Consider the following 21,171-nt stretch of genomic DNA (forward strand, 5'->3'; position numbering starts at 1 on the left):
TGGCATCAAGATGAAACCTAAGTTTTGGTGGCGCTTTCTTCCCCGCAGCGCCTTTAGCCAAACCGTCATGCTGATTGGTTGTCTACTGTTGATCAATCAGCTGGTCTCCTATGTCACTGTGGCTGTATATGTGTTAAAGCCCAGTTATCAGCAAATCAACCAGTTAATTGCCCGCCAAATCAATTTGTTATTTGTCGATGGTATCGATATCGGCCGCGAACACTTAACCATAGTCGATGCACTCAATGCCAAAGTCCGTGACGATGGCATGAAGGTCTACAACCAACAACAGGCCCGCGAAGCGGGAATCGAACAGGCCACCTACTACGGTTTTTGGTCATCGCAGATGTCGGAATACCTAGGTGGCGATGCTGAAGTTCGCGTCACCCACGGCACAGTATTACAAATTTGGATCCGCCCGCCGCAGGCGCCTTCGGTGTGGATTAAAGTGCCACTCATAGGGCAAAACGTTTCCGACTTGTCACCACTCACACTGTACTTAATGGTGATCGGTGCACTCAGTGTCGCCGGTGGATGGTGGTTTGCCCGCCAGCAAAACAGGCCGCTCAGACGCTTACAAAAAGCCGCAATAGCAGTCTCCCGCGGTGAGTTTCCCGAGCCCTTGCCGCTTAAAGGCTCCAGCGAACTGGTCGAAGTGACTAATGCCTTTAACCAGATGTCCCACAGCATGAAACAGCTCGAACAGGACAGAGCCCTGTTGATGGCGGGAATTTCCCACGATTTACGCACGCCACTGACGCGCATTCGCCTCGCCTCCGAAATGATGGTCGAAGAAGATCAATATCTTAAAGACGGTATCGTCAACGATATCGAAGATATGGACGCCATTATCAGCCAGTTTATTGCCTATATTCGCCAAGATCAGGAGGCGAGCCGCGAGCCCGGGCAAATCAATAAACTGATCCAAGATATCGCGCAGGCCGAAGCCAACCGCGACGGTGAAATTGAAGTCGTACTGAGCGATTGCCCCGAGGCCCTGTTCCAAGGGCTGGCGATTAAGCGAGTGCTCAGCAATCTGGTCGAAAATGCCTTCCGCTATGGTTCGGGCTGGGTGCGAATCAGCTCGCAATTTGATGGCAAGCGGATCGGTTTTAGCGTTGAGGATAATGGCCCCGGGATTGATGAATCACAAATTCCCAAACTGTTTCAGCCATTTACCCAAGGTGATATTGCACGCGGTAGTGTTGGCTCGGGCCTAGGGCTGGCTATCATCAAACGAATTATCGACCGTCACCAAGGCCAAGTGACCTTATCTAACCGCACTGAGGGCGGCTTAAAAGCCCAAGTCTGGCTCCCCCTAGAATAAATCCTAAATTCAGAATGACAACGCTGACATTCAACTCGTGTTGTCATATTTATGTCACGCGAAATTCATAAACTCTAGGCAGTTAACTTCCTAAAGTTTCCAATGAAGATTGCATCATGAAGATTTCAACGCTGTCACTCTCAGCTTCGGCGCTGTTGTTATTGCTTGCTGGACTATTAGCAGCCGTGGTGCTGTGGAGCAGCGATCAAAGACAACAGATTGAGCAACAAACCCAAGTGCTCCAAGGCTTACAACAGGATTTTCTCGTGGGGGTACGCCGCGATCTCGATGGCTATTTAGCCAGCGGCAACGCGACCCAACTCGAAGAAGCCAAAGCCAAACTGAGTAAAATTAAAACTGAGCTCAGCGAACTCAACCTCGCCGCAGCGGGCAGTGCCGATGAGGAATTGCAAACTGGCCTGAGTCAATTTATTCAAGACTTAGATACCAAATACCGCGCCGCCGGCAAACTCGCGGGCAATCCAAGACAGCTACTGGCCCACGCCGAATCCGAAATGCTCGACTATAACCGCAGGCTCGGCAGTTACGCCGACAGAGGTTTAGCCGTTAATGCCACTGTGGCCGAACAATATCTGCAATTAAGCCGCGACTTACCCAGCATTGTTTATCAGTTATCGCAGCTGACCGATGGCTATCTCATCGATAAAAATCAGCAGCTTAAAAATATTCTCGACAGCACCAGCAAAGAACTAAACCAGTGGCGAGACCAACTGAACGCCCTGCCGTTAATCGGCGTGTACGAGCAGCAGGAAGCCGATGAATTTGCCCTTGGCGCAAGTGAACCTGAGCAGATTGAAGTGGGTGAAAATGATCGCAGCGAGCTGTTAAGTCTAGCCAATCGATACAATAAAGAAGTCGCCAATACCCACCAACTGCTGCAAGCCAATCAGGAGATGCAAGAGCAGTTAATTCAAGCCATTAGCAGAGTTGAACAGCAACTTATCGCCCTAGGTGAGGCGCAGGCCGCCAAAAACCAACAACTCAAATATGAGTTACAAGTCATTCTTTATGCAATGGTTTCGATTATGGCGCTGTTTGCTATCGGCTATTTAATCCTGCAACAGAACCGCGTGGTTAAACCCCTTAAACGCCTCAACCAAGCCTTTATGCAATTAAGCGAGTCCAACAGTCGCGAACGCTTGGACATTAATCGCCGCTGCGAAACCGGCCAAATTGCAGGCCATTTCAATCAATTGCTACACAGATTCGAGCAAGAAGACGAACTCCAACGCCAACAAATGACTAAGGTTTCTCAATCCTTAAGTCAGTTGGTCGCACGCATTACCCAACTGTCGCAGCACACCGAACACACTCAGACCATAGTCGCCGACACTCAGTCGCAAACCGAACATATCCGCAGCCTCGCCAATGAGGTCAGTCACACCTCGGCCCTTGTTGAACAAAGCGCAGCCGAAACCATGCGCCAAATGCAGTCGAGCCAGACCGAGGCCGAAGCGGTACTGAGTGCCACAGAACAAACCCAAACGGCAGTCGGCCTTTGCCACGCCTCGCTCGAAAGTCTGAATAACTCGGTAGCAGATGTGGCCAAAATTATTGATGTGATTGGCAATATTGCCGAGCAAACCAATCTATTGGCACTGAATGCTGCTATCGAAGCCGCCCGTGCGGGCGAGCAAGGCCGCGGCTTTGCCGTGGTCGCCGACGAAGTGCGAAGCCTGAGTCAACGCACTCAGGTGTCGTTAAATGAAATCGTGAAAATCCTGCATCAGCTCACCCAATCGAACCTCGCTCTCGGCGAAAGTGTTGATGGCATTGCCCAAGCAACCGACAGCCAAAAACAACGGGCACAGAGCCTATGGCATGTGGCGCAAACCGTGCAAAATCAAGCGAGTGAAATGGCCAATACCGCCAAGCAGGGTTCGCTTAACGCCAAAGAACAAGTCGATTACCTCGATGAGTTTGTTCGCAGCATGGATAACCTAAAAGACCAAGCGCAAACCAGTTCGCAGCAGAGTGAAGTGATTGCCCAAGAAGTGCAACAAAGTGTGGAAGATATTGAGACCAGCCTGGGCATAGCCGACACCAACACTGTACCAGCCCGAGCGGCTTAAACTTGATACCAATAAAAATGGGAGCCTAGGCTCCCATTTTTTTCTAATCAGGCATTAAAGTGCCGCTAATACCACTTCGGCTTTGCTCACCTCAAATGACTTAGGTGCTTCTACATTCAGTAAAGTCACCACACCGTTATCGATGATCATCGCATAACGTTGTGAGCGTACACCGCCAAAGCCAGCGGTATCCATCTCGAGTCCCAGCGCCTTAGTAAAACTCGCATCGCCATCGGCTAACATCAGTAGTTCAGACGCATTTTGCGCTTCGCCCCAGGCTTTCATTACAAAGGCATCGTTAACCGATACACAGGCAATTAAATCCACGCCTTTAGCTTTAAATTGATCGGCCAGTACGACATAACCTGGCAAATGCGCTTCAGAACAGGTTGGTGTGAAAGCACCAGGCACTGCAAATAATACCACTTTTTTACCCGCGAACAGCTCGGTAACTTGATGATTTACCACGCCATCTTTAGTCAGTTGGCTTAGCGTCGCCGCTGGTAATGTTTGACCTTGAGCAATCATGTCTCTCTTCCTTTAGTTAACGTAACTTGCCCATACTAGCCCGAATCGGAAATGATAAACACAGAGAGAAAAAGGGGATTTGTGCAGTGAAGCAAATTGCTATGCAAGAACACATATAGGGGAATAGCAAGTTTTTACTTTGGGATAGAGGCCTGCCTTGGCTGACGAAGTGAGTATGAGCAACTGTTAGGAGCATTTCCTTAATACTCGAATAAGTCTTCGTGCATTTGTTTCGACCATTTTCCAATCCCAAAGTGCTGGGGATTGCAAATCAGGATAAGTGCTACTCCAGCCCAGAGCTCTCTTTTCAGAGTTCACGGCAATCCTGCACTCCAATTTACTAGACGCTCTGAAATCTAGTTGAAAGTGAATTAGCCCCCAGCCGCTGGTTCGAAACCTAAGTTTCGCACCGTTAAATTTAGCTGAGTTGAGACTAATTTGCTGCTCATAAACGAATCCTTTAGTTGCTGGATAATGTATAGCCAGATCGATAAAACATTCACCTTTGCTTCTTTCAGATTCAACATATATTTTAAGATCCTCAGCGCGATCGAAGCGACAGGTATCCAAATCGTATTTTGAATATGATTCGAAAACTGTTGGCTGCCCTTCAAATATTGAGTCAATGAGCATTCCAAGCTTTTCTTTAAGTATTAGTTCGCTACGTTGCATGAATAATACGTCCTAATGCCCAGAGTTATAGAGCACTTTCCCGCTTTTGCATTACTGACAGTACTTTTGTCAATACACTTGGAATGCCAGTACCTTTGAGATATTCAATACTTATTGGACGACTTGTCGTTTCATCGAATAGTTCATGGAATAGACTTTGTTTATCGATGATAACTGAAGGTAGATCATAACCGTCATCGTTAAACTGGTCGGCGGTGATATCGATAATGTAACCTTGGCATACCAACCATGCGTGAGTTTGGTTTGAGTTATCTCCTAATCCGCTGCCACAAACGTACACACTATCTAAACCATGATATTTCAATAAATATAAACCAAGCAGATCGGTAGCGTCTCCACAGCAGCCAGCGGGAAAGCCTGATGAAAAATGAAAGCTAGTCATACTATGAAAGTCAGACTTTTCAAATCCTGCAAGAATTTCTCGAATTCGATAGATATCTTTTTGAATATCTTTATTCAAATAAAGCTCCTATATATCTACTCTGTAACATTTTTATTGTGTGCATACGCTAATCTCACCTCAGTTCACTCGACAAGATTATCCACAACTCACTGATTTAAAATTTGATTTCCACAATAACAAAAATCATTCTGTGTAGAAAGTGAGCATACGCATAATTTCTGCAGGTTTTACTTTGCGCATTACTAAATTAAAAAAGCAGCGTATCGATATACGCTGCTTTTTAGTGTAAGACATGCTGTTTACTCTAGGTAGGCGTGATGACTCTGTATAACCCTGTTGGTCTTACATAAGAGTTTATTTCAGAGTATTAATCCATTTTTCTCGCTTGCGAAGTGCAGCGAACAACCCAAGGCCAAGCAAGGCAAAGATAGACAATGTGCCGCCGCTTTCTTCCACCACAATCACTTCGTCAACACGGTCACGGTCGCTACTTTCCAGCGGTAAGGCATATAAGCCATCGGTGTCATCGGCGCTAATGGTGGCGACAATATCGCTATAACCCACTTCATAAACATCGATTAATACATCGTAGTGATCCGTTGGATAGCCAGTGTAGAGAGTCGTCAGCACTTCGTAATCGTCCTGCGTCGAGTCACCGTAAATGGTAAACACGTCCGTGGTGTAGTAATGCACCCAAGGGCCACCGTTACGACTGAGGTACAACTCGGCAAACAGATCGGCGCGTTCATTAAGATATGAGCCAAACACATCCACATCGAAGGTCACGCTGAAGGTTTGATAAAAACCATCGTAATCAAAGTCTTCAAACAAACGGCTGCTGGCATCAAAAATCGCAAAGCTGTGATACACGGGCGCACGGTAAGGATCTTCACTGGTCGCACTCGAGCTTGGGATAGGCTGACTCGTGTGCTTAGCAATCACTTGTTCGCGAGTCATCGGAGTCGCGCCCATCAATTGCACGCGATGAGCACTCGGGCTTTTCGCCGATAACGACGGCGCTAAAGATTTGACCGCAGCCGCAGCGGCTTCCCCCACTGTTTGAGCAGGTGCAGCCTGTTGCAGTAGGCTTAAGGCTTGTTGCTCTTGCGCGGCGGCTTGCTCGGTATCGGCTTTTTTCGCTATCCCGATACTGGCCGCACTAAAAGGCGCTAGGTTTGGCTCATCAGAGGATTCTGCATTTACCACGAATGATGTCAGTAATGCGCCTGCCAATGCCATCGCCTTAACGAAAGCGGTGTTTGTGGTGGTAGCCATACCTTGTTTATTGAGTGCGTTCATCTTGAATACCCCATTGGATAATCCGTTCAAATTGGTGACATTAGAGGGCACTCAAGGTGAACATAAGCTGAACATTAAAATCTGCCGTTTTTGCGAGCAAAAATGCCGTTCAGCCTCAATTCATCTGTTTTGGTTAACACTGCTAATATGTCACACGAACACTGGATATGACTCGTGGGCGCTAAATAGGTTCAGGCGGTAATTTACAAATCGATTTCACCTGAATCACAGTGAATTTTAAAGGAATTGTGTTTACCAATTGGCTGATCTCTATGTGTTTGTTATGGTGATGAGGTATTCTTAGTCGACTCGATAAGCTATCCATCTAGCTATTCACTTAAGATCGCCGAACATGCGCGGGTAACAGATATGAAACTTGGTTTGACACTGACCCTAGTCGCTTGCTTATGCACCTCCTTTGGCAGCATGGCGGGCAATGATAAACACGATGATCGTAATCAATCGCGCGGCCAAGGCGTGAAGAATGAACAGCGCCGCCTAGTGGTGAATAGCCCAGATCAAGCCGTGGCCATGGCGCAACGTCAATATCGAGGAAAAGTGCTCAGCGTGCAGTCGAGTGGTTCGGGCTACCGAGTCAAAATCCTCAATAACGATGGCCAAGTCTTTTCTGTTTCGGTGGATGCCGCCACTGGGCGCGTGTCGAGGAATTAATATGCGACTCTTACTCGTTGAAGACGATTTAGCACTTCAAGCCAACTTAAAACAGCACTTGCTCGATGCTCACTACAGCATAGATGTCGCCAGCGACGGTGAAGAAGGCTTATTCCAAGCCATTGAATATAATTATGATGCCGCGATTATCGATGTCGGTTTACCTAAACTCGACGGCATTAGCCTGATTCGCCGCGTGCGCCAAAAGGAACGCGCGTTCCCCATCTTGATCTTAACCGCGCGCGACAGCTGGCAGGATAAAGTCGAGGGACTCGATGCGGGTGCCGATGACTATCTCACCAAGCCCTTTCATCCCGAAGAATTAGTGGCTCGACTCAAAGCTTTGATCCGCCGCTCGGCCGGTAAGGCGAGTCCTGTGATCACTAACGGTCCCTTTAGTTTAAATACCAGTAGCTTAGAGGTGCGTAAAGGGGATGAACTCGTCACCCTAAGCGGCTCTGAATACAAGCTATTCGAAATCTTTATGCTGCATCAGGGCGAGGTGAAGTCAAAAACCGCGCTCACCGAACATATCTACGATCAGGATTTTGACCTCGACTCCAACGTTATCGAAGTCTTTATCCGCCGTTTACGCAAAAAGCTCGACCCAGATAACCAATACAATCTGATCGAAACCCTGCGCGGCCAAGGTTATCGCTTAAGAGTCATCTCCCCAGATGAGTAAACGTGCGCTTGCATGGCAGTTATTAAACTCCCTCAAAACTCGGCTCGTCCTCAGCGCGCTGCTGTTTATTTTGGTATTACTGCCACTGATTGGGGTCGCCCTCAATGATGCCTTTACCGAACAAGTAAAAAGCGCCGCCAAAAACGAGCTGAGCGCCTATGTGTATTCGGTATTAGCGGTGACAGAGGTCGAAAACAAACGGATTTTTATCCCCGAATTAGTGCTCGAAAACCGCTTTAACCTGATCCAATCGGGCCTCTATGCCATTGCCACCACAGAGAATGCCGAGCATCAGCAGAACATAGTCTGGCATTCGCAATCCTTTATGGGCATCACGCCGCCAGAGCATTTTACGATTCCTCCCACGGGCAAGAGTGCATTTGAGCAAATCGACCTCGATGGTGCGCCGCATCTTATCTACAGCTTTAGCGTCAGCTTTGCCAGCCTGAACGAAAACGTGCCTGTGACTATCCATATCATTAAGGATGAGTTGGAATTTCAACAGCAAATTGCCCAGTTTAATCAACAGCTTTGGACTTGGTTGTTGATCTTAATCCTAGTCATGCTGGTGTTTCAGTTGAGTTGGTTGATTTGGACTATTAGACCGCTGGCACGCTTTACCCAAGAACTGCACGATGTCGAACAGGGTAAATCGACCCAGCTCAGTAGCCAGTACCCGAGCGAGTTGCAGGAAGTCGCGCGGCAATTGAATATCCTGCTCAATACCGAGCAAACCCAGCGTAAACGCTATCGCAATGCTCTTGCGGATTTGGCCCATAGCTTAAAAACACCACTCGCTGTGATTAAGAGCCAAGCAGACTTAAGCGAGGCGTCGAGCGAGCAAGTGTCGAATATCAGTCGCATCATCAGTCATCAGCTTAAACGCGCCCAAACGGCAGCATCGGCATCATGGCACTTAGGGATTAAGGTGGATGAGGTTGGCGCCAAATTGCTTCGCACCTTAGCCAAGATTTATCGAGAACCGCAGATAGATCTCAGTGGTGAAATGGCCCCACAGGCCGTATTTAAGGGCGATGAGGCCGATCTCACCGAAATTTTAGGTAACTTGCTCGATAATGCCTGTAAGGCTGCCAAGTCACAGGTCAAATTAACCGTCACAGGCAATGCCTATCAGTTACAGCTCTGTATTGAGGACGATGGTCCTGGGATCAGCGAAGCCCTGCAAACTCAAATATTTGAGCGTGGGATCCGCGCCGATTCTTACCGCCAAGGCAACGGCATTGGCCTAGCGATTGTCCGCGATTTAGTGGATAGCTATAACGGCCGCATTTCTGTATCCCGTTCAGAAAACTTAGGCGGCGCCAAGTTTACCGTTAACTTCACTCACTCGGCTTAATCTTTAATTTTTCATAAAGATAGTTAATTTTTAAGCTGAGAATGGCGCTGCAATACTCTTTTTACCCTACAAAATACTTTCAGCTTATGTTCATATTCACGCGCCTATGATGCCAATAACATCCTCAAATAGGATTATTGGAGCGAACCATGAACAGATTACATCGATGGAAATGGCTGGTGTTATCGGCGGCATTAATGACCTTGCCTTTCACCGCGCCAACTCAAGCCGAAGGCGTATCAGTCAGCCAAGGTTCAAGTGCTTCATTGAGCCAAGCCGAACTCGAACAGATGCTTGCGCCCATTGCACTCTATCCCGATAGTTTATTGAGCCATATTTTGATCGCCTCAACCTATCCACTCGAAGTGGTACAAGCGCAGCGTTGGTTAGAGGATAATCCTAAGCTATCGACCGACGAGGTGATGTCTCGCACCGAAGACAAGGACTGGGATCCGAGTGTTAAAGCCCTGATGGCGTTCCCTAACGTCTTAGAAAAAATGAGCGAAGACTTAGATTGGACCCAGAAGCTCGGCGAAGCCTTCTTGGCCGATGAAGGCCAAGTAATGGACGGCATCCAGTCGCTCAGACAACAAGCGGATAAAGCCAACAGCTTGACCAATATGGACAATATGGCGGTGACCCGTGCCAACAACCAAATCATCATAGAGCCCGCACGCCGCGAAGTAGTATATGTGCCCTACTATGATCCCCGCGTGGTTTACGGCACTTGGCGCTGGGGCGTGGCCTATCCCCCCGTGTATTGGGAATTCGGTGGTTATGTGGGCTACCCTTACCGCCCAAGTCATAGTTACTTTTACTGGTCACCCGGGATCCATATTTCCTTCAACTACTTCTTTAGCTCGTTCCATTGGCACAGCCACAGAGTTGTCGTTGTCGATCACCGTCACTCCCACCATTATCGCCCAAGGGAGCGATACTCAGTCAGCTACGGTGCTCAACCTTGGAAGCATAAGCCCGAGCATAGACGCGGCGTGGTGTACCATAATCCCGTGGTGAAAGAACGCTACTACGGTGACAACAAGTTCCGTGGCCGCGATTCTCACTCCACTGGCAGTGGTCAACACTTTACCAGCCAATACTCGAAATCGCGGGAACATCAAGACGCACGTTATAACCGCGACAACAAGAACTATGACAAGCGCCAAGATAAGGACAGAGGCAACAACGTAAGCCGCGATAATCACTACAGCCGCGAGCGTACGCCCAGTTACCAAAACACTCAGGCCGAGTTAAAAGAGCGCCGCGTGACACCGACAAACGCTGCGCAAGCGAACAAGGACGGTTACAAAAGAGAGCGTAACGACAATGTCCGCAATGATAATCAGGTAAGGCAAATGCAGGCAAAAGCGACGAGGGAGCAAGCTAAGGAGAGTCCACAACGCCAGTATCAGACTCGAGAGCAGCAGCCGCGCAGCGTTGAGACCCGTACTCAGCCACAGAGGCAGGAAACTCGCCCCGAGGTGAGACGCGCCGAACCGCAGCGCATTGAACAACCCCGCCAAGTGCAGCCAAGACAGCGGGAAGAAACGAGAGTTAGGCAGAGCGAGCCACGCCAAAATATGCAGATGGCCCGCAGCCCTGAGCATAACCAAGGCAGATCGGCGCAGAGCCAAGAGCGCCGCCACCGGGAATAATCTTTACCAATAAAAAGAGCGCGAAAATTCGCGCTCTTTTTTATGTTCAACAGCTTAAAACTTTAAGGTCAAGGACTGGCCTTCTCCCATGCCCTGCCATTCGAGGGTTAGATCCATTATCTCATTGATAATATGCTCAAAGTCCGTTTGAGAGACCTCGGGCAACGCGAGTTTACGGTTACTGCAACTCTGCTCTAACAGGTATAAAAACCCAGCATAGGTCGGTGTATCGGCGGACCATAGTAGGGATTGCAGGGATTCGACAATCGACTCGGTTTGCCAAATTAAGGTCTTATCTGCGACGGCTAAGGAGGCTTCGTTATGTTCGAGAGAGAAGCTAATATCGGCCCCCGCTCGCACTTGGGCAAAAAATGCCCCCTGAATATGCAGACGTTTTTCAACAACATAGTGGATCATATCGTGGGGTGCTATCCCCTGCTCGGGCATTTGAGTCTGGGTCTCGCTGCCATCCATGCGCACACAACGCAATTGCCCGTAACGCTTCGAACCTTTGGTGAAGATAACTTGCATGACGCCGTCCTTAGTTTATCCATCTTTCCATCGCCGGATTTAGCCAAGTATAGTTCTAAATGGATAAAAAAACGGCCTAAAAATTGCGCTCGATAAAGCGGAAACAGTCATCGGCAGCCAGTGGTTTACTAAAATAATATCCCTGCACTAAATCGCAGCCCATGCTCGAGAGCAGCACCAGTTGCGCCTCATTCTCGACCCCTTCGGCCACCACTGTCAGCCCTAACTCATGTGCCATTGAAATCGTCGCCGCGCTGATGGCGGCATCGTTCGGATCGCTCTCAATATCCTTCACAAAGGATCGGTCTAACTTGAGCCTGTCTAAGGGCAATAACTTCAAGTAAGAGAGTGATGAATAACCCGTCCCAAAGTCATCGATGGCCAATTCGATGCCATGCTGGCGCAACTCGGCCAGTAACTTGGCATTTTGCTCGGGATACTGCATGGCGACACTCTCGGTAATTTCAAGCTCGAGCGCCCCCTTGCCCAACTTATGCTTGGTAAGCACGTTGATAATATCCGCGACTATGGTGTCTTTACGTAATTGATGCGCCGAGAGATTAACCGCCATCCGCAATCCTTTAGCGCCCTTGTCACGCCATTCGGCCAGCTGTGCTAATGCGTTTTCTAATACCCATTGGCCGATGGGGATGATCATGTCAATTTCTTCGGCGATCGGGATAAAACGATCGGGCGCGACTAACCCTAATTCCGGATGTTGCCAGCGGATCAGCGCCTCGACCCCAACCACTTGCCCGGAACTGATATCCACCTGTGGTTGGTAATGTAGAAGCAGTTCATTACAGGCTATCGCCTGCCTTAACCCTGTTTCGATTTGCTGGCGCTCAGTCACTAAGGTGTTCATCGCAGCGGTGAAAAACTGGTAGTTGTTACGTCCCGCCGCCTTAGCACGATACATGGCCATATCGGCATTTTTCATAAGCGCTTCAACACTGTCACCATCGGTTGGGAACAGGCTAATACCAATACTCGGCGATGAGTGTAATGGCTTATTATCAATAAGATAGGTTTGATTCAAACCGCTACGTAGCGCTTCTGCCACCTTAGCGACTCTATCGTGATCCGTATCGGACAACACCACCACAAACTCATCGCCGCCGAGACGCGCGACGATATCGTCATTGCCCATAATATTTTTCAAGCGCCGCGCCACTTCGAGCAACAACATATCACCGACATGGTGGCCCAAGGTGTCGTTGATATTTTTGAAATGATCCATATCGATAAACATCACGGCGATCTGAGTTTTGGAGATAAATGCCTCTTGAAAGACTTTCTCCAAACGCGATTGCAGGCTCAAACGATTCGGCAGCAAGGTTAGCGAATCGTGGTGAGCTAAAAAGTGGATACGCTCCTCATTCACCTTACGCTCACTGATATCGGTAAAACTGCCGATGTAATGGCTAATCGCGCCCGTCTCATCCCGCACTATCGACATCATTAACCATTTCGGGAAATCAAAGCCCTCTTTATGTCTGTCCCACACTTCCCCCTGCCAGAATCCGGTCTGTTCGAGGGCGGCGCGCACCTGTGCATCGATACTACGGTCGGTGCGCTCGGCCTCGAGGAAACGGCAATTTTTACCGATAATCTCGTCCCTTGAGTAGCCAGTGATCTGAGTAAAGGCGCTGTTCACATCCACTATGATGTCATTGGCGTCCATGATGGTGATGCCTTCACCACTTTGTTGGAACACCTGAGCTAAGAGGTTAACCCGTGCAACTGTGCGTTCCTGCTCGGTAATGTCTTCCACAATAAACAGGATCAGCTGCTCACCATTGGCAGCGGTGACTAGGGAACCATTCAGCCTCACGGCCACTAGCTGACCATCTTTATGGCGATAATGCTTCTGATAGGGGCCATAACGACGGGTTTGCTTGAGGCGTTCGAGCTGCTCGGTTTCACTCGACTGATAACGAATGGGGGTGAGTTCCCATGGGTCTATGGCTTGCAACTCTTCTAGGGTGTAACCGGTTATCTCCATAAAGGCTTGGTTGATGGCGACAAACTGCCCGTCTTCTAACCGTTTTAAGGCATGCCCAACGGGGGCTTTATCGAATAAGGTGCGATACCTTTGCTCACTCTCCATCAAGGTGGCTTGGAAGGTCTGGCTGCGGGCAATTTCCTTCGAGAGGGCCATGGTTTTTTCAGCCACCTTTTCGGCGATGCGGTGGCGCTCTCCCGATGAAACTAAGGTCATACCGCCAACTACGGCGCAGGTAATAAAGGCGAGCAGTAACATCAGCAGCGACAGGCTAAAAGTATCCCCCATCAAGGAGGAATAGGATTCATAGATCACTATATGCCAGTGCCTGTCAGCCAGCATGAGGTTCGCCTGAAAGTACTGGCCCATCTTGTCGCTATGGATATTGCCTTCAAAATCAGGAAACGTCTTCTGGCTATTGGCGTAAAGCAAGGCGCCATTGGCGCTCATGTCCGTCAGGCGCCAATGCAAGCCTTTGACCTGCTCGACCTCATTGATAATCGACTGCAGATCGATCACCGCCGAACAAAAGCCGACGATATTGCCTATGCGGTCGAATACGGGCGCGAGGAACAGAGTACCACCAGGACCATTAGGATCTTCCGCCAGCTGAATTTTACCCGTCATCACAGGTGATAGGGTCGCGCGCACTTTTGCTATCGCAGCCGCCCTTGAGGGCTCGCCATTGATGTCTAACCCGAGTGCGGCGCGGCTAGTATTCATAGGTTGCACAAACTTAACGGGCACCAGCCAACCGTCGGCATTCGGTGCACCGCCTTCTAAGTATCTAATCTTATAGGGCTCACCGAGCTCGGTGCTGGTCTCGGTCTCGAAACTGTCTTTATCGTTCGCGGCAATCAGTGGCGACCAAGCCCAGGCCCGAAAACCATCGAGTTGCAGTTGGTTACGCTTACCAAACTGAATAAATTCATCCTCGGACACTTGTTCGCTATTATCGAACAGGCTGGCCAAGGCAATCACTTGCTGTAAGTTAGACTCTTGGAAACTCTCCACACTGCTGATAATGGCATTGGATTGGATTTGAAACTTATCTTGCAGTTGTTGCCGCTGGTTCATATCCGAGTAGTAATAAATCCCGACGCAGAATAAAAAACCAACCAACAGCGGCAGTCCTGTCTGAACACGCCTCGAACGCCAAATTGAGCGCTGATCGAAGATCAACATAGTGAGCGGAATAAAGATCACCGCCCCGAGTAAGTCACCAATCCACCAATTAACCGTACTTCCCAAGGCATCCTTGAGCGGAATGGTGCCGTGGACCACCAAGGCGGCATTTGCAAACAAAGTGGCAATCATGCAGGTCAGCGCGAGGCTGAGGCAGGATTTAATCACAGTGTTGGGTTTATCTAAGGTGAAAACGGGGTCGATACGACGGATCACCTTGGCCGAAACATAGGCTTGTAAGCTCGAAGCAGAGGCAATGGCTAAGGGCAGCCAACCGAAGTGAAGCGCTCCGCCGATATTGATATTAATCAGCCAAGAGCCAAGCAGCACCCCAAACCAAGGGGCATATTGGCGCCACATAATGCAGGAGGCGATGGCAATCCCCGACGCGGGCCAGATGGCGGCCGAGTAACCTGGCGGTAGGGCAATCAACAAGCCTATTTTGCCAACGACAAAATAGGCCAAGGCAATGAGGATATTGACCTTAAGATAATGAGCAAATGCTTTGATATACAATCCCTTTTTATTACTAAGCTGGAACTCAGACAGGCACCATAATGCCTTAATCCGCAAATCAATCTCAAGCTGATAACAGACTCTGTATTGAAAAGTCCCCTAAAAATCGGCTTGTGGAGGTTCTTTTTGCAGGCATCTATCTGGTAAACTCGCGCCAATTTCGCCGACTAGGTACGAAAGCCATCGACCTTCTACAGCCTTGATGACGGCTCAACATTTCATATTCAATCTAAATAAGCTATCGCTAATTTTAGCCAAGACAGACGACAAAATCCGCTGGATAAGCCATCAAAACTTGCCTAAAACTGTTCACATTTAACCCAAGGCATTTTCTGATTCAGCTCACATTAACCCTATTTTTTGCGAGTGTAATCGATATAAATTCAGTTAAATTGGTTAATGAAGTGTTTAAATTTAGTTTTAATTAAGGTTTTTTTAATGCAAAAGCCGTTTTGAGCCAGTGATCCACTTTCAATCAATCCCCGCTTCTTGTTATCCTCCCGCCCGCACAAAAAAGTTGCAGCTTGAATTTTTATTCAGCCAACGATTTCCTCCCGTTCAGCCGGACCTGTTAATTGAAATTCGCACTCAGCCAATTTATCGCTGAAGGATTGAATCTCGTTGCGAGGTTCTCCCACTTCAGTATGACAAACCTAACCCTACTCTTTGGGTTACTGTTTGTGCTGCCCGCTGCTGACCTAGTGTCGGTGATGGTTGGTGGCTGTATCGATATTGGCGAGTTAATCACCCTAAGCGATGGCTTTTTAATTGAGTTCTTCGGCGCCACGCTACTGAGCGTATTGCTGCTCAACCCCCAGATAATTAAGCAATTGTGGAATCTGTTCGACAATGGCTTTAAGTTTTTCAACAGCTTAGACCTCACTAATGCTGGCCAGTTTTTAGCACCCCCAAGGCTAAAATCCCTCGAGCACCTTGCGCACGGTTGTCGCGCCCCCCCATTGTAACTCTCTGTTTTAAAATTCAAATTTAGCATTAAGCGCTGAAAGTCGATCCTCAATCTCGTATTGGGGTGGCAGGCATTTTTTGTGCCGCGCTCGAGCCACTTTCGGATTTGCCTTCGGATAACGCCGCTCAATGCTACTGCCTATCTCTCTGGGCAGAGTTGTAAACCTTAGGGTTAGAGGAATCTTCCTTTGTTAATTCGAAATTTAAGTAAAGTAGCATTCGCGGCGCTTGCCCTGATGCTCGCAGGCTGTGATGGCGGCGTATTGGATCCCAAGGGCCAGATCGGTGTCGATGAAAAGCACCTGATCATCATCGCTACCCTACTCATGCTGATTGTGGTTATCCCCGTGATCTTCATGACCTTGTTCTTCGCATGGAAATACCGCGATGGCCGAGATCATGAGGTTTTTGCTCCTAAATGGTCCCACTCAAGTGCGATTGAAACCGTGGTTTGGATTGTGCCGATTGTGATCGTCGTGATTTTAGGCGTGATCACTTGGGGTTCAACCCATGATCTCGACCCTTACAAACCACTCGAACACGACGCCAAGCCGATTACGGTTGAAGTGGTTTCTATGGACTGGAAATGGTTGTTTATCTATCCAGAACAAGGTGTTGCATCGGTAAACGAGCTGGCGTTCCCTGCGAATGTACCAGTGAACTTTAAGATCACCTCTGATACCGCTATGAACTCTTTCTTTATCCCGCAGTTAGGTAGCCAAATCTACTCCATGGCAGGGATGACGACTAAGTTGCACCTGATTGCCAACGAACCCGGTACCTATGACGGTATTTCCGCTAACTATAGCGGTGCAGGTTTTGCGGGCATGAAGTTTAAAGCCATTGCCACGCCAACGGCAGCCGACTTCGATGCTTGGGTAGCCAAGGCCAAACAACAGGCGACTAAGACCTTAGACTCTGCAACTTACCAAGCCTTAGCACAGAAGAGTGAAAACAATCCTGTTGAATACTTTGGCTCAGTTAGTCGCGGCATGTTCGATCAAATCGTTATGCAATACATGCACATGGACTCAAATGAGAACATGGCAGGCCATGAAGGTATGGAACACATGGGTACCGACCACAATATGGCTGGCATGCACCACGATATGGCGCATATGGCGAGCGAACAGAAGATGGCCGACATGGAAAGCTCAACCCATTCTGACACTTCATCAACAGAACACTCATCCACTCACCAAGTGGAGGCGGAGTAATCATGTCTTTTCTCGGTAAATTAAGCTTAGATGCGATCCCGTATCATGAGCCTATCATCATGGTGACCCTTGCGGTTGTTGCCGTGATAGGCCTGTACGTCGCAGCCTTGATCACTAAACACAAAAAATGGGGCGTGCTTTGGCACGACTGGTTAACCTCGGTTGACCATAAACGCCTCGGTATCATGTACATAGTGCTTGCCTTCATCATGTTGATCCGCGGTTTCTCCGACGCCATCATGATGCGTACCCAACAGGCACTGGCCACCAATAGCGCCGCAGGTTATCTGCCGCCAGAACATTACGACCAAATCTTCACTGCCCACGGCGTGATCATGATTATCTTTATGGCGATGCCATTTATGATCGGTCTAATGAACTTAGTGCTGCCACTGCAAATCGGTGCCCGCGACGTTGCCTTCCCCTTCTTGAACAACCTCAGCTTCTGGTTAACCGCGTCTGGTGCCGTGCTGATCAATATTTCATTAGGTTTAGGTGAATTCGCCCGTACCGGTTGGGTGGCTTACCCGCCGTTGTCTGAGCTGGCTTACAGTCCGGGTGTCGGGGTCGATTACTATATCTGGGCACTACAGATTTCGGGGATAGGGACAACCTTAACCGGGGTCAACTTTATCGCGACTGTGCTTAAGATGCGCGCTCCAGGCATGAAGCTGATGCAAATGCCCATCTTCACTTGGACTTGTACTTGGGCCAACATCCTGATCGTGGCATCGTTCCCGATCCTGACTGCGGTTTTAGCGCTGTTAACACTCGATCGCTACATGGGTTTCCACTTCTTCACCAATGATGGTGGTGGTAACGCCATGATGTATATCAACCTGTTCTGGGCTTGGGGTCACCCTGAAGTTTACATCCTGATTTTACCTGCGTTCGGTATCTTCTCGGATGTGATTTCAACCTTTACCTCTAAGCGTCTGTTCGGCTATTCCTCCATGGTATGGGCCAGTGGCGCGATTTCGATCCTCGGTTTTATCGTGTGGTTACACCACTTCTTTACCATGGGCTCGAGCGCCAACGTCAACGCCTTCTTCGGTGTGATGACCATGGTGATTGCGGTCCCGACTGGGGTAAAACTGTTTAACTGGTTGTTCACTATTTACCGCGGCCGCCTGCGCTTAACTGTGCCAGTGCTGTGGACTTTAGGCTTTATGGTGACTTTCACCATTGGTGGTATGACGGGCGTGTTATTGGCCGTACCTGGCGCCGACTACGTACTGCACAACAGCTTGTTCCTGATCGCTCACTTCCATAACACCATTATCGGTGGTGCCGTGTTCGGTTACTTAGCCGGTTTTGCTTACTGGTTCCCGAAAGCGACGGGTTTCCACTTAAATGAGCGTTTAGGTAAAGCCTCATTCTGGTGCTGGCAAATTGGTTTCTATGTGGCCTTTATGCCGCTGTATGTACTCGGTTTTATGGGTATGACTCGCCGTATCAACCACATCGATAACCCAGCATGGAACATGTGGATCTATATCGCTGCCGTGGGTGCTTGCATCATCATGGTCGGTATCATTCTGCAATTCGTGCAGCTGTACGTGAGTATCCGTGACCGCGACCAAAACCGTGACACCACGGGCGACCCATGGAATGGCCACACGCTGGAATGGTCAACCGCCTCACCACCACAGTTCTACAACTTTGCTAAGTTGCCACAAGTATCTGATATCGATGCCTTTACCGATGCCAAAGAAAAAGGCTCCGCGTATCAACGCCTCAAACACTATCAGCCAATCCATATGCCGAAGAATACCCCGAGCGGGATCTTAATGGCGCTGGGCATTACTGCCGCTGGTTTTGCTGCGATTTGGCACATTCTGTGGCTCGCGATTGTGGGCATGGTGGGCGCGTTTATCGTGTTCTTATTCCGTGCTTATAACAACGATGTCGACTATTACGTTCAACCCGATGAAGTGGCACGCATTGAAAATGCTCACTTAAACAATGTAGTAAGGGGCTGATATGAGTGTTGCAATCCCAGCTGATTTAGAAGTTGCTCACGCCGAGGAGCACCACGAGCACCATGACACGGGTGGCAACACCCTGTTTGGTTTTTGGCTCTACCTGATGACCGACTGCATCCTGTTTGCTTCGGTATTCGCCACCTACGCCGTGCTCTATATGAACACCGACGGCGGTGTCTCGGGTAAAGACATTTTCGAACTGGACTTTGTGCTGATCGAAACCGCAGCCCTGCTGCTCAGTAGTATTACCTATGGCTTTGCCTTGATTTTCGCTAAGCGCCACAACAAGGCGGCAACCCTCACTTGGTTAGCCATTACCTTTGCACTGGGCTGTGTGTTTATCGGCATGGAAGTCTATGAGTTCCATCACCTGATCGAACATGGCAACGGCCCACAACGCAGCGCCTTCCTGTCATCTTTCTTCACCTTAGTGGGCATGCACGGCTTGCACGTGACCGCTGGGTTAGTTTGGATGGCAATCATGATGATTGAAGTCGCCAAAACTGGCTTAGGCAACCGCAGCATCACTCGCCTGAGCTGCTTAAGCTTGTTCTGGCATTTCCTCGACATCGTGTGGATTTGCGTATTCACCGTTGTGTACTTATTGGGAGCACTGTAATGGGCGCACATACTCAATCACATGACCATAGCCATGGCGCAGACGATCTGGCCGCCAGCATCAAGTCCTACTTAGTCGGTTTTGTGCTGTCAGTGGTGTTAACTGCCATCCCATTCTGGGCGGTAATGACCCATCACTTCGAGCAATCGACGACGCTTGCCATCGTTATTGTCACGGCACTGGTGCAGATTTTGGTACACCTTAAGTACTTCCTGCACTTGGACTTCTCTAAGGAAGGCAAGATCAACACTTTCTCCTTCCTATTTACCGCGCTGATCATCGTGATGGTGGTTGGCTTGTCGGTATGGATCATTCTCGAAGCTAACGCTTTGATGATGTAACGAGACACAGCAAATGAACACACAAGCTAGATTGACATCGACGCAATGGAAAGCACGCTTCAAAGGGTATGTACAGGTGACTAAGCCTGGCATCATTTTCGGGAATCTGATTTCCGTTGCTGGCGGCTTCCTATTGGCCGCGAAGGGCGATGTGGATCTGGTCTTGATGCTGGCAAGCTTAGTGGGATTATCCTTAGTCGTCGCCTCAGGCTGTGCGATTAATAACTGTATTGACCGTGACATTGACGCCAAAATGCAGCGCACCTGCAAACGCGTCACCGTCACGGGCGAAATCCCCCTAAGCCATGTCTTGCTGTTTGGCATCGCCTTAGGCGTGCTTGGATTTGGCATCTTAGCCCTGTTCACCAATGCCTTAGCCCTGCTGTTTGCCGCGATTGGTTATGTCGTTTATGTCGGGATTTATAGCCTCTATATGAAGCGAAACTCGGTTTACGGCACCTTAGTCGGCAGCTTTTCGGGCGCAGTACCGCCCGTGGTGGGCTATTGCAGCGTGACGGGGCAAATGGATATGGGCGCAGTGATTTTATTGCTGATGTTCAGTCTCTGGCAGATGCCACACTCCTACGCCATCGCGATTTTCCGCTTTAATGACTATGCAGCCGCGAAGATCCCCGTGCTGCCCGTCGCCGAAGGGATGGCCAAGGCGAAGCACCATATAGTGCTCTATATCGCAGTGTTCGCCTTGGTCAGCACCATGCTGCCACTCGCAGGTTACACAGGCACCGCCTTTATGGCCGTGACCTGTGCCACCAGCCTCTGGTGGCTAACTATGGCCCTCAAAGGTTATCGTCAAGATGTGGATATGCCACGTTGGGCCAGACAAGTGTTTGGTTTTTCAATTATTACCATCACAGCACTCAGTGTAACCATGGCGCTGGATTTTCAAGCGGTCAGTCAAACCCCACTGTTTACCTTAGTGCGATAAACATAACCTTTATTCAAAAACAAAAGCGCTAACCTAGGTTAGCGCTTTTTTATTGCCTTAATCCTCAATAACTAAGGGACAAGAGGGCGTTAAAATGCATGGAAAAACAACTGAGTTACCTGTGACTAAAAGCTCTAAATTCAATCAA

At 49.0% G+C, this 21,171-nt stretch carries 18 protein-coding genes; 12 read left to right on the plus strand and 6 right to left on the minus strand.

Annotated elements, in window-relative coordinates; translation table 11 throughout:
- Window positions 1-10 precede the first annotated feature (10 nt).
- Window positions 11-1,327, plus strand: a complete 1,317-nt coding sequence (gene envZ, locus K0H60_RS20045) for a two-component system sensor histidine kinase EnvZ (RefSeq protein WP_133181711.1) — start codon at window positions 11-13, stop codon at window positions 1,325-1,327.
- Between the two features lie 116 nt (window positions 1,328-1,443).
- A complete protein-coding gene (locus K0H60_RS20050; protein WP_220056834.1) occupies window positions 1,444-3,420 on the plus strand; it encodes a methyl-accepting chemotaxis protein in 1,977 nt (658 codons plus the stop codon).
- A gap of 54 nt (window positions 3,421-3,474) precedes the next feature.
- Here the strand turns inward: K0H60_RS20050 and K0H60_RS20055 are convergent, their stop codons facing one another.
- From K0H60_RS20055 to K0H60_RS20070, 4 genes are all read right to left on the minus strand, one after another.
- Window positions 3,475-3,948, minus strand: a complete 474-nt coding sequence (locus K0H60_RS20055; RefSeq protein ID WP_220056835.1) for a peroxiredoxin — start codon at window positions 3,946-3,948, stop codon at window positions 3,475-3,477.
- Between the two features lie 186 nt (window positions 3,949-4,134).
- Window positions 4,135-4,620, minus strand: coding sequence for a hypothetical protein (locus tag K0H60_RS20060; RefSeq protein ID WP_220056836.1), 486 nt, complete (start codon window positions 4,618-4,620; stop codon window positions 4,135-4,137).
- Window positions 4,621-4,645: 25 nt separating this feature from the next.
- The gene (locus K0H60_RS20065) at window positions 4,646-5,101 is read right to left on the minus strand and encodes a hypothetical protein (protein WP_220056837.1); all 456 of its coding nucleotides are present in this window, start codon (window positions 5,099-5,101) and stop codon (window positions 4,646-4,648) included.
- 297 nt (window positions 5,102-5,398) lie between these two features.
- Window positions 5,399-6,343 carry a choice-of-anchor H family protein gene (locus tag K0H60_RS20070; protein ID WP_220056838.1) on the minus strand — a complete coding sequence of 315 codons (945 nt, stop codon included), beginning with the start codon at window positions 6,341-6,343 and terminating at the stop codon, window positions 5,399-5,401.
- A 369-nt stretch (window positions 6,344-6,712) separates the two neighbouring features.
- Here K0H60_RS20070 and K0H60_RS20075 point away from each other — a divergent pair, with 369 nt between their 5' ends.
- From K0H60_RS20075 to K0H60_RS20090, 4 genes are all read left to right on the plus strand, one after another.
- Window positions 6,713-7,015: a PepSY domain-containing protein gene (locus tag K0H60_RS20075; RefSeq protein ID WP_011624537.1), complete on the plus strand. Its 303-nt coding sequence runs from the start codon at window positions 6,713-6,715 to the stop codon at window positions 7,013-7,015.
- A gap of 1 nt (window position 7,016) precedes the next feature.
- A complete protein-coding gene (locus K0H60_RS20080; protein ID WP_220054229.1) occupies window positions 7,017-7,700 on the plus strand; it encodes a response regulator transcription factor in 684 nt (227 codons plus the stop codon).
- Window positions 7,693-9,057, plus strand: coding sequence for an ATP-binding protein (locus K0H60_RS20085; RefSeq protein ID WP_220056839.1), 1,365 nt, complete (start codon window positions 7,693-7,695; stop codon window positions 9,055-9,057). Before K0H60_RS20080 ends, K0H60_RS20085 begins: the two co-directional genes overlap by 8 nt.
- 149 nt (window positions 9,058-9,206) lie before the next feature.
- Window positions 9,207-10,712 (plus strand): DUF3300 domain-containing protein, encoded by a 1,506-nt coding sequence (locus tag K0H60_RS20090; protein WP_220056840.1) that lies wholly within the window; start codon window positions 9,207-9,209, stop codon window positions 10,710-10,712.
- Window positions 10,713-10,766: 54 nt separating this feature from the next.
- Here K0H60_RS20090 and K0H60_RS20095 read toward each other — a convergent pair whose 3' ends face one another.
- Both K0H60_RS20095 and K0H60_RS20100 read right to left on the minus strand, forming a co-directional pair.
- On the minus strand, window positions 10,767-11,243 hold the full coding sequence (locus tag K0H60_RS20095; RefSeq protein WP_220056841.1) for a cytoplasmic protein: 477 nt from the start codon (window positions 11,241-11,243) through the stop codon (window positions 10,767-10,769).
- 76 nt (window positions 11,244-11,319) lie between these two features.
- The gene (locus tag K0H60_RS20100; protein WP_220056842.1) at window positions 11,320-14,949 is read right to left on the minus strand and encodes an EAL domain-containing protein; all 3,630 of its coding nucleotides are present in this window, start codon (window positions 14,947-14,949) and stop codon (window positions 11,320-11,322) included.
- A 644-nt stretch (window positions 14,950-15,593) separates the two neighbouring features.
- Between K0H60_RS20100 and K0H60_RS20105 the strand changes: the two genes are divergently transcribed.
- From K0H60_RS20105 to cyoE, 6 genes are all read left to right on the plus strand, one after another.
- A complete protein-coding gene (locus K0H60_RS20105) occupies window positions 15,594-15,914 on the plus strand; it encodes a hypothetical protein (protein WP_011718744.1) in 321 nt (106 codons plus the stop codon).
- A gap of 189 nt (window positions 15,915-16,103) precedes the next feature.
- On the plus strand, window positions 16,104-17,132 hold the full coding sequence (gene cyoA, locus K0H60_RS20110) for a ubiquinol oxidase subunit II (protein WP_220056843.1): 1,029 nt from the start codon (window positions 16,104-16,106) through the stop codon (window positions 17,130-17,132).
- Between the two features lie 2 nt (window positions 17,133-17,134).
- Window positions 17,135-19,114 carry a cytochrome o ubiquinol oxidase subunit I gene (gene cyoB / locus K0H60_RS20115; RefSeq protein ID WP_220056844.1) on the plus strand — a complete coding sequence of 660 codons (1,980 nt, stop codon included), beginning with the start codon at window positions 17,135-17,137 and terminating at the stop codon, window positions 19,112-19,114.
- Between the two features lies 1 nt (window position 19,115).
- Window positions 19,116-19,736, plus strand: coding sequence for a cytochrome o ubiquinol oxidase subunit III (cyoC, locus tag K0H60_RS20120; protein ID WP_220056845.1), 621 nt, complete (start codon window positions 19,116-19,118; stop codon window positions 19,734-19,736).
- Complete coding sequence (cyoD, locus tag K0H60_RS20125) at window positions 19,736-20,077, plus strand: cytochrome o ubiquinol oxidase subunit IV (RefSeq protein WP_011718748.1); 342 nt, start codon at window positions 19,736-19,738, stop codon at window positions 20,075-20,077. Before cyoC ends, cyoD begins: the two co-directional genes overlap by 1 nt.
- A 13-nt stretch (window positions 20,078-20,090) precedes the next feature.
- Entirely contained in the window at window positions 20,091-21,023 is a 933-nt protein-coding gene (gene cyoE, locus K0H60_RS20130) for a heme o synthase (protein WP_011718749.1), read from the plus strand.
- The last annotated feature ends 148 nt before the right edge of the window (window positions 21,024-21,171 follow it).

Origin of the sequence: Shewanella mangrovisoli, from assembly GCF_019457635.1 — a bacterium.
GTDB classification, from domain to species: Bacteria; Pseudomonadota; Gammaproteobacteria; order Enterobacterales; family Shewanellaceae; genus Shewanella; species Shewanella mangrovisoli.

Excerpts from the sequence above, each read along its gene's own strand:
- envZ (WP_133181711.1), top strand. The coding sequence starts at position 11 with ATGAAACCTAAGTTTTGGTGGCGCTTTCTTCCCCGCAGCGCCTTTAGC.
- K0H60_RS20050 (WP_220056834.1), top strand. The coding sequence starts at position 1,444 with ATGAAGATTTCAACGCTGTCACTCTCAGCTTCGGCGCTGTTGTTATTG.
- K0H60_RS20055 (WP_220056835.1), bottom strand. The coding sequence starts at position 3,948 with ATGATTGCTCAAGGTCAAACATTACCAGCGGCGACGCTAAGCCAACTG.
- K0H60_RS20060 (WP_220056836.1), bottom strand. The coding sequence starts at position 4,620 with ATGCAACGTAGCGAACTAATACTTAAAGAAAAGCTTGGAATGCTCATT.
- K0H60_RS20070 (WP_220056838.1), bottom strand. The coding sequence starts at position 6,343 with ATGAACGCACTCAATAAACAAGGTATGGCTACCACCACAAACACCGCT.
- K0H60_RS20075 (WP_011624537.1), top strand. The coding sequence starts at position 6,713 with ATGAAACTTGGTTTGACACTGACCCTAGTCGCTTGCTTATGCACCTCC.
- K0H60_RS20080 (WP_220054229.1), top strand. The coding sequence starts at position 7,017 with ATGCGACTCTTACTCGTTGAAGACGATTTAGCACTTCAAGCCAACTTA.
- K0H60_RS20085 (WP_220056839.1), top strand. The coding sequence starts at position 7,693 with ATGAGTAAACGTGCGCTTGCATGGCAGTTATTAAACTCCCTCAAAACT.
- K0H60_RS20090 (WP_220056840.1), top strand. The coding sequence starts at position 9,207 with ATGAACAGATTACATCGATGGAAATGGCTGGTGTTATCGGCGGCATTA.
- K0H60_RS20095 (WP_220056841.1), bottom strand. The coding sequence starts at position 11,243 with ATGCAAGTTATCTTCACCAAAGGTTCGAAGCGTTACGGGCAATTGCGT.
- K0H60_RS20105 (WP_011718744.1), top strand. The coding sequence starts at position 15,594 with ATGACAAACCTAACCCTACTCTTTGGGTTACTGTTTGTGCTGCCCGCT.
- cyoB (WP_220056844.1), top strand. The coding sequence starts at position 17,135 with ATGTCTTTTCTCGGTAAATTAAGCTTAGATGCGATCCCGTATCATGAG.
- cyoC (WP_220056845.1), top strand. The coding sequence starts at position 19,116 with ATGAGTGTTGCAATCCCAGCTGATTTAGAAGTTGCTCACGCCGAGGAG.
- cyoD (WP_011718748.1), top strand. The coding sequence starts at position 19,736 with ATGGGCGCACATACTCAATCACATGACCATAGCCATGGCGCAGACGAT.
- cyoE (WP_011718749.1), top strand. The coding sequence starts at position 20,091 with ATGAACACACAAGCTAGATTGACATCGACGCAATGGAAAGCACGCTTC.